Origin of the sequence: Weissella bombi (assembly GCF_900094835.1) — a bacterium.
In the GTDB taxonomy this organism is placed as follows: domain Bacteria; phylum Bacillota; class Bacilli; order Lactobacillales; family Lactobacillaceae; genus Weissella; species Weissella bombi.
The window spans coordinates 43,977-59,568 of record NZ_FMAO01000004.1; the positions used below are offsets into that span (position 1 = coordinate 43,977).

The 15,592-nt window shown below is 36.4% G+C and carries 11 protein-coding genes; all 11 read right to left on the bottom strand.

The window, feature by feature from the left end; genetic code table 11:
- Window positions 1-264: 264 nt before the first annotated feature.
- The 11 genes from GA0061074_RS04080 to GA0061074_RS04130 all read right to left on the bottom strand — a co-directional run bounded on the left by GA0061074_RS04080 (window position 265) and on the right by GA0061074_RS04130 (window position 15,567).
- Window positions 265-1,602, bottom strand: coding sequence for a glycoside-pentoside-hexuronide (GPH):cation symporter (locus tag GA0061074_RS04080; protein ID WP_092462112.1), 1,338 nt, complete (start codon window positions 1,600-1,602; stop codon window positions 265-267).
- A gap of 24 nt (window positions 1,603-1,626) precedes the next feature.
- Window positions 1,627-2,490: an AraC family transcriptional regulator gene (locus GA0061074_RS04085; RefSeq protein WP_092462114.1), complete on the bottom strand. Its 864-nt coding sequence runs from the start codon at window positions 2,488-2,490 to the stop codon at window positions 1,627-1,629.
- 35 nt (window positions 2,491-2,525) lie between these two features.
- Window positions 2,526-4,883: a hypothetical protein gene (locus GA0061074_RS04090; protein WP_092462116.1), complete on the bottom strand. Its 2,358-nt coding sequence runs from the start codon at window positions 4,881-4,883 to the stop codon at window positions 2,526-2,528.
- A 190-nt stretch (window positions 4,884-5,073) separates the two neighbouring features.
- Window positions 5,074-5,766: an MIP/aquaporin family protein gene (locus GA0061074_RS04095; protein ID WP_092462118.1), complete on the bottom strand. Its 693-nt coding sequence runs from the start codon at window positions 5,764-5,766 to the stop codon at window positions 5,074-5,076.
- Between the two features lie 11 nt (window positions 5,767-5,777).
- Entirely contained in the window at window positions 5,778-6,545 is a 768-nt protein-coding gene (tpiA, locus tag GA0061074_RS04100; RefSeq protein WP_092462120.1) for a triose-phosphate isomerase, read from the bottom strand.
- On the bottom strand, window positions 6,545-8,359 hold the full coding sequence (locus GA0061074_RS04105) for an FAD-dependent oxidoreductase (RefSeq protein ID WP_092462122.1): 1,815 nt from the start codon (window positions 8,357-8,359) through the stop codon (window positions 6,545-6,547). Before GA0061074_RS04105 ends, tpiA begins: the two co-directional genes overlap by 1 nt.
- Window positions 8,359-9,873 carry a glycerol kinase GlpK gene (gene glpK, locus GA0061074_RS04110; RefSeq protein ID WP_167550164.1) on the bottom strand — a complete coding sequence of 505 codons (1,515 nt, stop codon included), beginning with the start codon at window positions 9,871-9,873 and terminating at the stop codon, window positions 8,359-8,361. Before glpK ends, GA0061074_RS04105 begins: the two co-directional genes overlap by 1 nt.
- Before the next feature lie 550 nt (window positions 9,874-10,423).
- On the bottom strand, window positions 10,424-11,851 hold the full coding sequence (aldA, locus tag GA0061074_RS04115) for an aldehyde dehydrogenase (protein ID WP_092462128.1): 1,428 nt from the start codon (window positions 11,849-11,851) through the stop codon (window positions 10,424-10,426).
- A 485-nt stretch (window positions 11,852-12,336) separates the two neighbouring features.
- The gene (locus GA0061074_RS04120; protein ID WP_092462130.1) at window positions 12,337-12,981 is read right to left on the bottom strand and encodes a YczE/YyaS/YitT family protein; all 645 of its coding nucleotides are present in this window, start codon (window positions 12,979-12,981) and stop codon (window positions 12,337-12,339) included.
- A gap of 133 nt (window positions 12,982-13,114) precedes the next feature.
- Window positions 13,115-14,194 carry a M42 family metallopeptidase gene (locus tag GA0061074_RS04125; protein ID WP_092462132.1) on the bottom strand — a complete coding sequence of 360 codons (1,080 nt, stop codon included), beginning with the start codon at window positions 14,192-14,194 and terminating at the stop codon, window positions 13,115-13,117.
- Between the two features lie 20 nt (window positions 14,195-14,214).
- Complete coding sequence (locus GA0061074_RS04130; protein ID WP_240005832.1) at window positions 14,215-15,567, bottom strand: peptide ABC transporter substrate-binding protein; 1,353 nt, start codon at window positions 15,565-15,567, stop codon at window positions 14,215-14,217.
- Window positions 15,568-15,592: the final 25 nt, after the last annotated feature.

The following is a 15,592-nucleotide window of genomic DNA, read 5'->3' on the forward strand; positions in this document are numbered from 1 at the left end:
CTGAATAAATCAATATCATACTTTCAGAACACGGTGCTCGTGTTAATACCATTAACATAAATTCATCCCTCATACTCTCTAAACTCATTCGAACGAGTAAATTATAACACTACATTCTGTTTTGTGAAAGCGCTTTCTTTTCCAATAAAAAAATAACCAAACAAAGGCTAAAAAACTGAAGTGCCCCATAATCGTTAGATTGTATGTCTAACAATTATGGGGCACTTCATATACGAGAATCATTTTAATCATTACTATATATTTTTAGCTAGCACGATTCAACAAATCTTGCTTAATTTGTTCTTCTCTTCTTTCAAATTTTGGATACATTAGCATAATTGCAGCTCCAATCATGAAACAAATAGCTGGTAACCAGATAAATGAAAACTTAATACCAACTAAGGCAGAAGCCGTTTGATGATGATGCGCTACATAGCCAGAAGCTGCCATAATCTTAGAAGGCAAGAAACCACCCAATCCTGATCCCATCTTAATACAGAAAGCACTACCAATTGCAGTTAGGAATCCAGCGGAACGAATACCTGTTTTCCATTCTCCGTAATCCACCGTATCAGATAACATAGCAAACGGCATAGAAACAGCTATTCCGGTTCCAATAGACGTAAATATCCATGCGGCGGCAATCAACGTAAAACTATTACCAACAAATCCCATCAAAATCTGACCGATTGATGCAATTGAAAAGCCAATAATTAATGTTTGTCCCTTCGAAAACTTTCGAACCATAAATGGAATTAAAATATTTCCAACCACTTGGAATAATACTAAACCATTTAATAATGAAGCATAATTTTGATGTCCTAAATTATACTGTGCATAATAAATAACTGTTGAAGTACGCACTGTATTTCCTAACCAGTACATAACATTAGCCAACACAACAATAATCCAAGGCCAATTTCCCATCATTGCTTTGAAACTATCCTTAATTGGAATACTCTGAACTTCTACGGGACCAGAATTTACCTCTTGTGTCTTAGCAAATGCAAATATAAACATTAGAATACCAATAACAGAGTAAATTACTGCTGTTATCGCAAATCCTTTTTGGTCATTACCCCCACCAAAAAAAGCAACAAGTGGCAAGGTAAACGAGGCAGTTACAAAATAACCAATGTTACCACCGACCATACGGTATGAATTTAGTTTCACACGTTCATTTGAGTCATTACTTAAGTTTGGCAAAATAGACGTAATCGGTGTTGAAATACCTGTATAAATTATTCCCGTAACAAGGTATGTTATTAACGCATAAATTCCTTTTTGTGTAGTTGAAAGGTCTGGTGACAAAAATGATAACGTTAAAAATATACCAAATGGTGCAGCTAACCACAAAAACCATGGTCTACTTTGACCGTATTTTGAATGCGTATGATCGATAATTAATCCCCAAATAGGTGCATCTAACGAATCAATAACACGCGCAACTAATAAAATAGTTCCAGCTGCCCCAACAGATATTCCAAAAACATCAGTATAAAAATATAAAATAAAACTTGTCAACGTACAATATAACAAATTTCCAGCCGTATCAGTACTAGCATAAGCCAAAATATTTGTCATGCTCAGTTTCTTTTGCATCTTTTTTCTCCCCAATTTTCATAATCATTTTTTGTAAGTTACCCTGTATGCTTTCGGCGACATACCTGTTAACTTTTTAAATCTACTTGTAAATGAAACATATGTCTCAAATCCCACCAATTCTGCAATATTTTTTATTAATTTGTTAGTGTGTATTAAATATTGCTTAGCTGTTTCAATACGCATTTCTTCTAACAACTCCATAGCTGTTTTGCCATAAACATTCGTCATAACTCGAGCAATATAATTTACATGCAAATGAAACTCATTAGAAAGGATTTTATTATCAATATGTTCTTCTAAATGCTCTTCCAAATACAGATGTACCTTTTCTGCTAATAATGTCGTACGATCTTTCAAAATTCCACGATTATCAATGTATTTTAAAAATTTTAAAAACAATTCTTCTGTGTACCAAATACTATCAATACGAACATTATCTGTACTTTTTTGTATTTCATTCAATAGGTTAAAAATTAAATCTGGTTCCGTAATCTTACCCAATTTTGGCAACTGTAACGTGTACGATTTTTGATGAAAATGTAACTCTGGAATGGGTAATTCCGAAACAAATCTCACTGGAAAATCACTTTGTTGCCAACGTGAAGTTGTATATATGTGCATCCAGAAAAAACTTGTTGTCTCTTCGCATGGTTTCCAAGAAAAATGTTCAGCGTCTGGTAAAAGAATAAACATTTCATTCGCATGTACGGTGTACTTTTGAGTGTTTTCTTGCAAAAATAGCGTTCCTTTTTTCACAAAAATTAAATCAAAAAAGCCAATATTATGTCTGTGCACGTGCATTTCACCTGAAGAAAAAGTTGTATAATTTCCCTCGATAAAACTCGGAAATGGGGGCATAGAAATCGAAATAGTCTGTTTATCCATTACTTTTCTCCCTTTAATTACCAAATCTTAGAACATTATCCATTAATACTAAATAGATATGATTCATCATTAATTAAATCTGTTAATTTCTTTGTACCTTTTTGTGAAATTAACCAAAATTCTTTTTCGTATGGGGCAAAACTAATGACTCGTATTTGATCGCCAATCTTTTCATACGTACCATTAATTACAGATACCTCTGCACCATCCATGATTAAATATGTTTTCTGTGCAATCCCGTCAAGGTACGCTACCAATTCTTCACCCATATCCCAATCAGGTGTTTCATTGGCACTATTAAACAATTTTGCAAAAATACCACCGTCTGAATAAAAGGTCGACTGACCAAAACGATTTCGTGACAGATCAGGCCGGTTAAGATGTGGACCTGCAACTGCATATGTTGATGCTGCCATCCCCTCTCTCAACGGTTCAGTGGTTACCGAATTCGTATCGTAGCAATACATAATAGCCGCAGTTGAACGATAGCTTGCTCTTAAATAATCAATATCCTGCAAAGCTTCATAAACTTTAAATGTCGATGCTGCAGTGACCCCACCCCATAGTGAGTGAATCATGTATGTCAATGCTTCCCACCAGCGGTCCGGATTCTGTGATCTAAAATCATTTGAATAACCTATATTAGCTAATAATAGTTGACCGTATGATGAAGCTCCCTCCATAAAGCCAGCTTCACTTAATGCACCTGCAGTTGGACCAAAGCCAGCATTATCATAATAATGTTCCGTAATTGCGGCTTGATAACTGTTGCGTTCTTCATTTAACTTTTGTGTCACTTGTTTCCATAACTGATTAATTTTTTTATAATAATCTTTCATATTATGTTGCGACAGTTTTTCAAGTAACCTCTGAATATATAGGAAGTAGACCCCTAACATTTGAGCTTCTTCTTTACCACGACTAGTTTTATGTAAATCAGGATTAATACGTAGCATAAATACATCAGCCGCCCACTTTAAATAAGTTTCTGATGTATTCAGTTGTAATGTTTGATCATCAAACTCAGATAACAACAGGAATAAATGTGCTATATATTCAAAATCCATACAACGATAAAAATCACCATAAAGATTATTCGGGCATGTAAAATCTCCCTGATTAAACCATTTTGGACGTACATAATAAACAGCGCTCTCTTCAACCTGTTGTACTTGTTTAATAGATAGTGTTCCCATTAAATTTTTCTTCAATACTAAATTAAGCTTTCCCAAAGATTCCCCTTGATTAGAAATCGGAGTAAAAGCGTAAGGAACTTCCCCATTTTCACCTTGATATAATTCCTTAGAAATATAATCAACCCGTTTATCAATAACTTCATTCAAACGGCTCATCACATTTAAAACAATCATATCTTGAGTACCATCTGAAAATTCAAAAGTTATTTTATGCTCACCTAGATAATTAGGTTTAAACATTATATGGTATTTTTGCGGTTCACTATTACTTTCTTGCCAGTCCAACAATGTTATTTTTTTACCATCTTTACCGGTTTGCGCCGAAACTTTTTTTAAAGAATGATTATTACCGTTTACTACTATATGACTTGGCTGATGAATAATATTTAACGGATCAAAGTCAACCAGCGGGTGTCCAATATTTTTAGCAGTCTCATAAAAATCACTTTTTGATTTATTCGGTTGAATCACATATTGCCACGCACTATTTTCCCCTGCTTTTAGCGTTAAACTTTTCTTACTATAAATCCAGTCATTATTTTTAAAGTTTTTATCATAACCCCCAGCCAAAATTAATTGATGAAAAAGCATTCCATCTAGTGAAGGTGACACATTTTCAAAAAATAAATTATTATACGCTGCATAGGTCCCAACAGACAAAGTTTGACCATTTAATTGATAAATGCCTAAATTACCGGTCTCGTTATCCCTGCGAACTGCATTTATCTTAGTAAAATCTTTTGATATTGATGAATAAACTGCAGCAGATTCATGAATATTTTTTTTAACATTCTTATCACGAAACATAACATATGATAGTGAGAGCCAAACTCCTAAATTATCAATAATTATATTGTCACTGCTTAAATTTTCTAGTTTTATTTCCCAAATTAGCTGATTTTCTATGGATAAATCATATATATATGTTAATTTTACTTGTTGCAGAACATTGTAAATCACATTTATTTTTGTTTCAGATTCTTGTAAAATTTCAGGAATCAGTGATGAACTGTCAATTTTTTTACCATTAATGGTAATTGTAAATTCACCAAATAACTTATCAGATTCCTCATAACCATTTTCACGTAAATACTGTTTATCAATGACCCAGTTCATTTTATACGGATCGTCCTTAATAACCAGCTCATCAACATAACCGGATGGATGAATATTTAATCGTAATTTATTATTTTCCATTTGCCACTCCTATACTGACTTTTCCCATGCTTCACCAGTAGTATAGCATCTAGTTGATAACGCTTACATTGCCTATATGCAACCATTTGTTATAGAATTTAACACAACCCTAGTATTAAGAATACTATACATAAAAGCAAAAAAATAACCAAACAAAGGCTAACAAACCTTCATTTGGTTATTGATAATTTTACTTTTCTGTCAAAATATAACGGTGAATCAAGGCTCCAATAATTGAACCAACAAATGGTGCTGTTAGATATACCCAGATATCTTGCATAGCTAGACCACCAGCAAAGATTGCAGGGAATAATGAACGAACAGGGTTCATTGATGCACCAGTTAAGTTACCAGCGGCGAAAACCAATAGCGCAATTGTCAAACCAACAGCGATTGGTGCTTGTAGGTTGTAAGTCTTAGTCTTAGGATCATTTAATACCAAGATGACAACTAACAATACCGTCGTCAATATAACTTCAATGAAGAAAGCCATTCCAGCTGAGATATTAGGGAACACTGTTGCATTCAAGTGATTCTTAGCAACCTCTGTTGACCATTTTAGACCAGCACCGTTGACGTAAGCTTGGTAGGTAAATTTCAAAACAAACCCACCAATCAAACCACCAACAAGTTGTGAAACAATATAAATGATTGTTTCAGTACCCTTCATCTCTTTGTTCAAGAAATTCATAAACGTTACAGCTGGATTGAAATGTGCACCAGATAGTGGACCAAAAGCATAAACCAGTACAGCTAGCAAAACTCCCCATCCAATAGATGGTCCTAATAGGTCATTATAACCACCACCCATAATTACTAAAGCTGGTCCAAAGAAGACTAATAGTGCACTTCCAAAAACTTCCCCAAAGATTTTCTTTTTCATTTTACTTACCCCTAAATAGCATCATTAACCATGCTTAAGAATGCAGCTGGTTCTAGCGATGCGCGACCAATTAACAACCCATCAATATCTTCTAAGCCTAAAATTTCCTTTGAATTTTCTGGCGTCGCTGAACCACCATATTGAATGCGAATCTTATCAGCTACTTCTTGCGTAAACAAGATGGCTAATGACTTACGAATTACTTTTCCTGCGTGTTCAATAATTTCTAATGAAGGTGCTTCACTAGCGCCAATTGCCCAAGCCGGTTCATATGCAATGACAATATTTTCAGCCTTTGCCTTATCAACACCAGCCAAACCAACGGCAATTTCTGTCAAAGGTGCCATATCTTCGTCATCAGGATTATAGTGTGTTGCATCTTCAGCAATTGCGACGATTGGTACCAAACCATTACGAAGAGTTGCCGTTACTTTCAATCCAACTGATCCATTGGTTTCTTTAAACATCTTACGACGTTCGTAGTGACCAACAATTGATCCTGAAACATCAATATCAGCTAACGCAGCTGGTGAAGTTTCACCAGTATAAGAACCCTCATCAGCCCAGTGTACATTTTCAGCAAATACACTAACTGGAATATCTAGTTCCTTACTGCGCTTAACCATTTCGTGCAAGTAAATATCTTGAGCTGCAATACCAACTTCTACCTTTTTAGGATCAGGTAATTTACCTTGAATCTCTTGTAAGAAATCGTAAACCTCAGCTACTTTTTTGTTTGTTTTCCAATTTCCTATAACTAAAGGAACTCTCTCTGACATTACTTTGCCTCCTCTTTTAGCGCCTTCAATTGCGCTTCATCACGTAAACGAGTGTACTCTTCTGTCATTGCTTGTTTTGTATCATCGGACCATTCAAGAATCTTAGCCATCTCATCAATAACTGGTGTTTCAAGACGTTCTAAGTCTTCTGACTTAAACAATAGATAGTTTGTACGACGCAAGAAGTAATCAATTGGACGCAAGACAAATTCTTTATCAATTGCATAGTGCAACATGCTAGTTTCAGCTACTGACAATTTAGGTGCTGAAACACCTGTTTTGATGTATTCAATTATTTCAGGCGTGTTAGATCCATATAGGTTAGCAATTTCTTTAGCCTTAACTTCGTTAACCTCATACTTCTCCAACTCTTCAGCATACTTTTCAAGTTCAGCATCAACATCATTTGGATTGAAGTGACCACCTGATACTTGATACTTTGTTGAATCAATAGGCGTAACCTTAGTAGCAAATTTATCAGCGAAAATGCCTACTAATTTTTCTAATGTCTCAGAAGCCATCAAACGATAGTCTGTCAATTTACCACCTGATACGTTGACAATACCGTTTTCTGCTTTAATTTGGAAACCACGCGAGACACTTGAAGCACTCTTATCACCACTACTTGTTAAGTCACTTAATTGTTCATCAACTTCGTGACGATCAATTTCGTTATTAAAGTATTGATCAAGCTTAGTATTTAATTCATGCAAACTCTCATCAGATGCCGTTTTCTTAGTTGTATTACCGTTATAATCACCTGCACCACCAATTAATGGTCGTAGCCCTGCCCAACTAGATTGCACATCGTCAATGGTAATATGTGCGTTAGGAAAATGACTATTAATAGTTGCCAACAGATAATCGACATCAGCTTGTTCAACCTTAGGATGCAAATAATCACCTGAATAATCTGTATCTGTTGTTCCAAAATACGTCTTATTAGCACGTGGAATAACGAAAATCATACGACCATCATGGAATCCAGAATCAAAGTAAACAGTATTTGGTACTGGCAAACGATCTTGATTAATAACTAAATGTACACCCTTAGTAGGACGAATTGTATCCTTAGTTGTCTCATCAGCAATTTTAGTAATTGTATCGTGCCATGGACCAGCTGCATTAACAACAACCTTACCCTTAATATCGAATACTTCTTTAGTAAAAGTATCTTCAACACTAATCTTCTTACCGTCACCATCAGCAGTAACGGCCGTTGCCTTCAAATGACTAACTGCGACAGCCCCATCACTAACAGCTTGTTTAATGTTTTCAATTGTTAAACGCGCATCATTGTTTTGGTAATCTAAGTAAATCGCCAATCCAACCAATCCTTGATGGTCCAACATTGGTAGATAATCATGCGATTCTTCAGCCGTTAACAAACGATGAACATATGGACTATCTGCAGGTACTTCGGCCAATTTGTCATAAATTTCCATGGCAATTTCAGCACTCATGGGTGTGAAAGTTGCTTCAGAATCATCATAAAGTGGCATTAACATGTGTGATGGACGTGGAATATGGGGGGCAACTTGTTGTACCCGCGCACGTTCACCTACGGTATCAGCGACAACATCTACGTCAAATGTCTTTAAGTAACGAATACCACCATGGACTAACTTTGTTGAACGACTACTTGTTCCTTCGGCAAAGTCTTGCATGTCAATAATGGCTGTCCGCAAGCCAGAAGCTGCTGTTTGAAGCGCAATACCGGCCCCAGTGATTCCAGCACCAATAATAACAACATCAAAATCATTTTCTTTTAAGTTTTCAATTGCTGCTATACGCTGACTACTCTTAAATCGCATTATTTAGTCCCCCGCTTCTTTGGCTTGAAGACACGTGTTGCCTCAACAGCCTGTTGCCATCCTTCATATAATTCATCTGCATGATCTTCTGACATTTCTGGCTTAAACTCAGTGGCTTGTTGTGTCATTGTCTTCAACTCATCAACATCCTTCCAGAATCCAACAGCTAGACCGGCTAAGTAAGCTGATCCAAGGGCTGTCGTTTCAACGTTAGCTGGACGTGATACTTCTGTGTTTAATAAATCTGATTGGAATTGCATCAAGTAGTTATTCAAAGATGCCCCACCATCGACGTGCAACTTGGCAATATCCAAACCGGTATCTTGGCGCATTGCATCAACGACATCACGGCTTTGGTAAGCTAGTGATTGCAACGTAGCCTTAACGAAGTCTTCACGAGTTGTTCCACGTGTCAATCCAAAGACTGCCCCACGTGCTTCTGAATCCCAGTATGGTGCACCCAATCCAGTAAAGCCAGGTACAACATAAACTTCGTCTTCGTCGGTAGAAGCGTTAGCCATATCTTCACTTTCTGGGCTTTGCTTGATGACACGCATACCATCACGCAACCATTGCAAGGCTGATCCAGCAACGAAAACAGAACCTTCAAGAGCGTACGTTACCTTGCCATCAATTCCATAAGCAATCGTTGTCAACAAACCGTTATCTGAAATTTTGGCTTCATCACCAGTATTCATGACAACGAAAGCTCCAGTTCCGTACGTATTCTTAACATCACCCTTGTTAAGCGCTAATTGACCAAACAATGATGCTTGTTGGTCTCCAGCGATACCAGCAATTGGTACTTCAGCACCGAAGAAGTGAACAGGAATAGCTGTTCCATAAACTTCTGATGATTGGTGAACTTCAGGCAACATCTTTGCCGGAATATTCAATAATTCCAAAAGTTCTTGATCCCACTTCAAATTCTTAATATCAAACATCATGGTACGAGAAGCATTTGTGTAATCTGTAATGTGAACTTGACCACCGGTCAACTTCCATACCAACCATGTATCAATTGTTCCAAATAGTAACTCGCCATTTTCAGCACGGCGTTGTGCCCCACTAACTTGATCTAGAATGAAACGAATTTTAGTAGCTGAGAAGTAAGCATCAGGAATCAAGCCAGTCTTTTGTTGAATCATGTCTTGATAACCATCCGCAATTAATTTTTCAGCAATTGGCGCCGTTTGACGTGATTGCCAGACAACAGCATTATAAATTGGTAATCCTGTTTGCTTGTCCCAGACAATCGTTGTCTCACGTTGATTAGTAATACCAACCCCTTCAATATCAGTAGGTTGGATTCCTGATTGAATCAAAGCCGTTGCGATAACAGCTTGAACAGCAATCCAAATTTCATTAGCATCTTGTTCAACCCAACCTGGTTGTGGATAGAACATCGTGATCTCACGTTGTGCAGAAGCAATTACCTTACCATGCTTATCGTAAATCACGGCACGTGTGCTAGTTGTTCCCTCATCAATTGATAGTACATACTTTGGCATAATAATATTCCTCCATTGAATAACCTAAAACTCTTATTAACTATTCATACTATATTCAAAAACGTTTAAAATGTAAGCGTTTTCTTTCAACACATAAAGCTTACAACGGATTAAAAAAATTCACAATGTTTAATTTTTCTTCAAATAAGCTCATTAAAAGCTTCACAAAAAAGTCTTATTTATATCGGTCAACACTTAGTTTTAATAGTGTAATTATTCAAAACTTGTCCCATCGCATGCCGAGAAACATTAATTATACTAACGTGTGAAATTAATTTACATTTTATATTGGCTTCATTTTCATCAAATGCAATTATTTAACAAATCCGAATAAAGTTTTTTCAAAAAAACTTTTTTTCACAAGCCTTTTTTCTAACAAAACAAGACAGATATTTTCAAAATTGGATTCATAAAATTTAAATTACACACTGTTTTTATAAAATCAATCAAAAATCATACTGAGATTTTAATTAAAAATCGTGTCGTATTTTACAAATTAGGCCACAAAAAAACCACCGAATCCTCAATGAGAATTCAGTGGTTAAACTAACTTTTATTCATAACGGAAGTAAGTTACCGTTGTGTTCAAGTATTCTTCAAATCCACGGGTACCATCTGCACCACCAAGACCTGATTGGCGCCAACCGGCATGGTAACCAGTTGTTGCTTCTTCAGCTTCACAGTTAATGTAAACTTCACCAATGTTCAAACGTTCGCTAAATGTCATAGCTTCCTTCAAATCTTCAGTAAAGGCATATGAAGACAAACCATAAACTGAGTTATTAGCCTTTTCGATAGCTTCATCAATGGTATCAAACTTTGCAATTGGCAAAACTGGTCCAAAGACTTCATCAGTCATAATGCTTGATTCGTCATCAACATCGACAACAACTGTTGGTTCGTAATAGTTACCTGTTGTATCTGGTACGATGTGACCACCAGTCAAAACCTTAGCACCATTTTCTACAGCATGTTGTACCTTTTCATCAATTGAATCCAATTGCTTCTTATTAATGATTGGACCAAAATCAGTCTTATCATCAGTTGGATCGCCAGTTACTAAGTTACTCATAGCAGTTGTCACTTTTTCAACAAAGTCATCATATACCCCTGATTGGACGTAAAGACGTTCTGGACAAGTACATACTTGACCACTGTTCTTAATACGTGCTTCTACAATGTACTTAACTGCCTTATCAAGATCAGCTTTATTAGTAACAATAGCTGGTGCTTTACCACCAAGCTCTAAGTTTACCTTTTTAACATTGGCTGATGATTCAGACATAACTGCCTTACCAGCACCGGTACTACCAGTCAATGAAATCAAATCAATGTCTTCATTCTTTGACATCATGCTTCCAATACCAGAACCAGTTCCTGTAACGATTTGTACAAGTCCGTTTGGAATATCAGTTTGTTGAATTAATTCAGCAATTTTGAACGTACCGAATGGTGTTTCCTCACTTGGCTTAACGACGATTGAGCATCCTGTTACCAAGGCTGGAATCATCTTACGCATCAAAATAAAGATTGGTGCGTTCCATGGAATAATACCAGCAGTCACACCAATTGGCTTTTTAACAATCATTACCAATTCATTATCAACTTGGTTCTGCAAAACTTCACCCTTAGCAGATTGTCCCAAGCCAGCCATATATTTAATATAGTCAACTGATCCTTCTACTTCGCCAAGTGCATCAGCATAAACCTTACCTTGCTCTTCTTGATAAATCTTAGCAATTTCTTCCTTATGTTCGTCCATCAAATCGGCTAACTCTAATACGATTTCAGCACGCTTAACACGATTTACACTTGCCCATGCTTTTTGTGCTTCTTTAGCACCAGCAACGGCAACCTTTAAATCTTGTTCATCCCCTTCGGCAACCTCTCCAATTACTTCGTTCGTAGCTGGATTCAAAACTTGAATGGTGTTTGTTGCATGACTATCAACAAATTCACCATTAATAAACTGTTTTACCATTCTAAAATGCCTCCTGAGTTTTATATACATTTTGTAAGTTACTACGATTACCATGGTGCATGAATATTATATATATGTCAAATAAAAGACTTTATAGATATTTGTATTAAAATTAAATTAGTTAACTAGTAATTTATATGTTTGAATTTTGTGAAAGCCCTTTAAATGTTTTGATATCAATTCTCATGAGATGACAAGGATTACCATCCCCAAAAAATAATTGCATATCATTAACAAACTAAAACTAATTATTCAAGAATATAAGCTTTACTATCAGTAATCAAAAGTAAAGTTCTTACTAATGCCACCAATATCGGCACCCACGTAATTAAAACAACTTAATCCCATCGATTGACTCACATAAGAATACATTTAACTTTTAACACACAAAAAACGGCAAGTTATCACCTAGAAGGCGACGACTTACCGTTTTTTTATTTAGGTAATATACTCCAATTACTTTAACTGGTTATATCTTTATTATTCTAAACTTTATCAGCAAACCACCGCTTAAATAGAGCAACAACATGTCCAACTAATAAAGCTGACAACACCGTTCCTTCTCGAATTCCTGTTAAACTATGGAAAACGACTAATGCTAGTATGAGGGCGACCATTACCATACTGCTATCTACCCAAATTTTAGCTTTCGCAAATGGTTTATTCATTGCAATTGAAATTGCTTTCGCTACCCCCTCACCAGGCAAAATAATTGAATGAGATGCCACTTCCAAGTAAACACCAAATGCTAATACTACGATACTGATAACGGTCAAACCTAACTTTTGCCAATATGTAGTAACCTGAATAAATGAAAAGATACTCAAAAAAACATTTATTAGCATACCAAAAATACTACCTGGGATAATTTGTAATAAGTTAGCCATTGAAAATTTTTTCTTTAAAAAAATAATTTCTACACCGACGCAGACTATCATGAAAATAATAGTTAAAGAACCAATTGACAATGGCATCATATAGCTTAAGACATTTGGAATACTAGCGATTGGAGATGTTCCTAGTCCAGCTATCCGCGATAATGATACACCAGCAGCCATAAACATTAGACCCATCATTAAGGTAACAATATTCTTCAAACGAAACGCTTCTTTTAAATGATTTTCCATCATTAGCTCCTTCCTTAGACTTTACCTACTAGTATACTCACTTTTAATATGGTCAGCCGAAAGTATTACTAATTAAACATAAATGGCCCGTGAGCTGATATTATGTCAAACTCACGAGCCATTTAATATTTATATATTAACCAAAGAAACTAGCAATCTTGTCTGCATCTAAGTCCTTTAAGATTTCGACAGTCAACTCAACTGCATGTTGGAAATCATCTAATGATGCCCAGTTATAAGCAGTATGCTCATAACGTACAGGGATACCAATAACAATCGTTGGGGCACCATTCCAGTATTGAATAGGTGCACCGTTAACACCCCCACCAGTTCTAACTGAACGTGTATAAGGAATATTATGCTCATCTGCAATCTTAGCAGCATATTCTTCAAATAGTGGATTAGCGATAAATGACGTATCCATATCACGTAACATTGGACCACGCTTCAAGCCAGTTTGAATTAGCCAATCTTCTTCAAAAGTATCATCACATGGACAACCTTCAAACACGATAGCAAGATCAGGTGAGATTTTATTCGCCGTTACCTTTGCACCACGTGTACCGACCTCTTCCTGTGTTGAAAGTGCAACAGCAACGTCAACGTCTAGGTCTTGTTCATGTACTTGATCCAACACGTCGACTAGAGCTGCTGACCCGACACGATTATCAAAGTCCTTACCAAAGAACAAACGGGTTGATGGGTAGTATTCGCATTCAACATCCGGGAAAATTGGACATCCAGTGTCAATTTTAAAATCATTAATCGTTTCATCACGACTAGTTGAGCCAACGTCAATTGACATCTCAGCAATCTTTGGCACTTGCTTCTTTTCCTCGTCAGTCATAAAGTGAGGTGGCTTACTAGCAACGACTCCTTTAATATATTGACCATCCTTATTACGCACTCGAACGCGTGTTGTTGGAACATTTGTTGGTGCCCAACCACCTAACGTGACAAACTTAATCAATCCATTTGGACGTACAGCTTGCGCAATGAAGCCAACAGAATCCGCATGAGCATCAATTTGCACAACTGGCTTTTTACCTGTATTTTCTGTCCGATCAACATAGCTATTAAAGATACCATCACGGCTAACTTTCCCATACGGCGTAGCACGTTCTTCAAAATACTTAGCTACTTCCGTCTCAAATCCAGGCACCCCATTCAAATCAGAAAATGCTTTTACTAGTTCAATCTGTTCTTGTTCTTTCAAAATTATCCCCCTAAATACGGTTACTTGTTGGCTACATAAGCCGTCTTGTAACTATAATGTCCGTTAATTTGGTTGTAACTAATCCCCTTTAGATTTGGGTTAACCAAATCTTCATTGTTTTGTTGATAAATTGGCGTTATAACTTGATCCTTCATCAGAATCTTTTCAGCCTTCACCAAATCATTCCAACGAGCTGTTTTATTAGCAGCGTTTTTATTCAATGAATCTGTAATGGCTTGATCATATGCTTCATTCTTCCAACCAGTGTGGTTTTGTGCACTATCACTTGGGAAAATTTGTAAGAAAGTATATGGATCAGCAAAGTCGGCTGACCAACCTTGGAATGAAATATCGAAGTTTCCTTCGTTAACTGAAGCAATTCGACTCTTCTGTGGCACCTTTTGTAGTGTCAAATCAAGCTTAGGCAAATTCTTTTGCAATTGATCTTGAATAAAGACAGCTACTTGCTCAGAAGCACTTGCATCGGCAGTAATAACCGTTGCACTAATCTTATCCTTACCAACTTCCTTCAAGCCTTCAGCAAACAACTTTTTAGCTAACTTTGGCTTGTACTCTGCCGTATTCTTTACTTGAGAAGCATCGTAAAAGTCTTGCTTACCATTTGGTTTTGTTGCAACCTTACGTGGTACAAATCCAGATGCTGGTTGTGAACCATTCTTTAGGATTCTGTCAGTTAGTTGCTTACGATTAATTGAAAGTGAAATGGCTTGACGAATCTTAGCATTTTCAAGACCATTATTACGCTTTAAGTTATATTGCAAGTATGACGTTGCAGCTAGATTACGCTTTACAACATCCTTATGCTTTGACAATTGTTGTGCTTGTTCACCAACTAACGTCATTTGATCTAACTTCTTAGTTTGATACAAATTGTAGGCAGTTGATGGATCCTTAATAACTGAGTAATTAATCTTGCTCAACTTAACATACTTTTTATCCCAGTAGTATGGGTTCTTATTCAAAGTCCACTGCGTTGTTGAACCAGACCAACCCTTACTTACAAACGGTCCATTGTACAAAGTTGTTTTAGATGAAGTTCCATATTTATCACCTTGTTGCTCTACGAACTTTTGATTCAACGGTGCTAGCGTTTCACGTGCCAAAATCATTTTAAAGTATTCTTGTGGTGCAGCTAACTTAACTTCTAGCTGATATTTACCAGTAGATTTAACACCCAAGGTATCTGGTGCTTTTTCGCCATCCTGAATTGCTTTAGCATTTTCAATATTATCAAATAAATAAGCATATTCACTAGCTGTCTTTGGATCAACAGCTCTTTGCCATGCGAAAACGAAGTCTGCAGCCGTTACCGGATCACCGTTACTCCACTTACCGTCCTTACGAAGATCGATTGTATATGTTTTTTTATCATCAGAA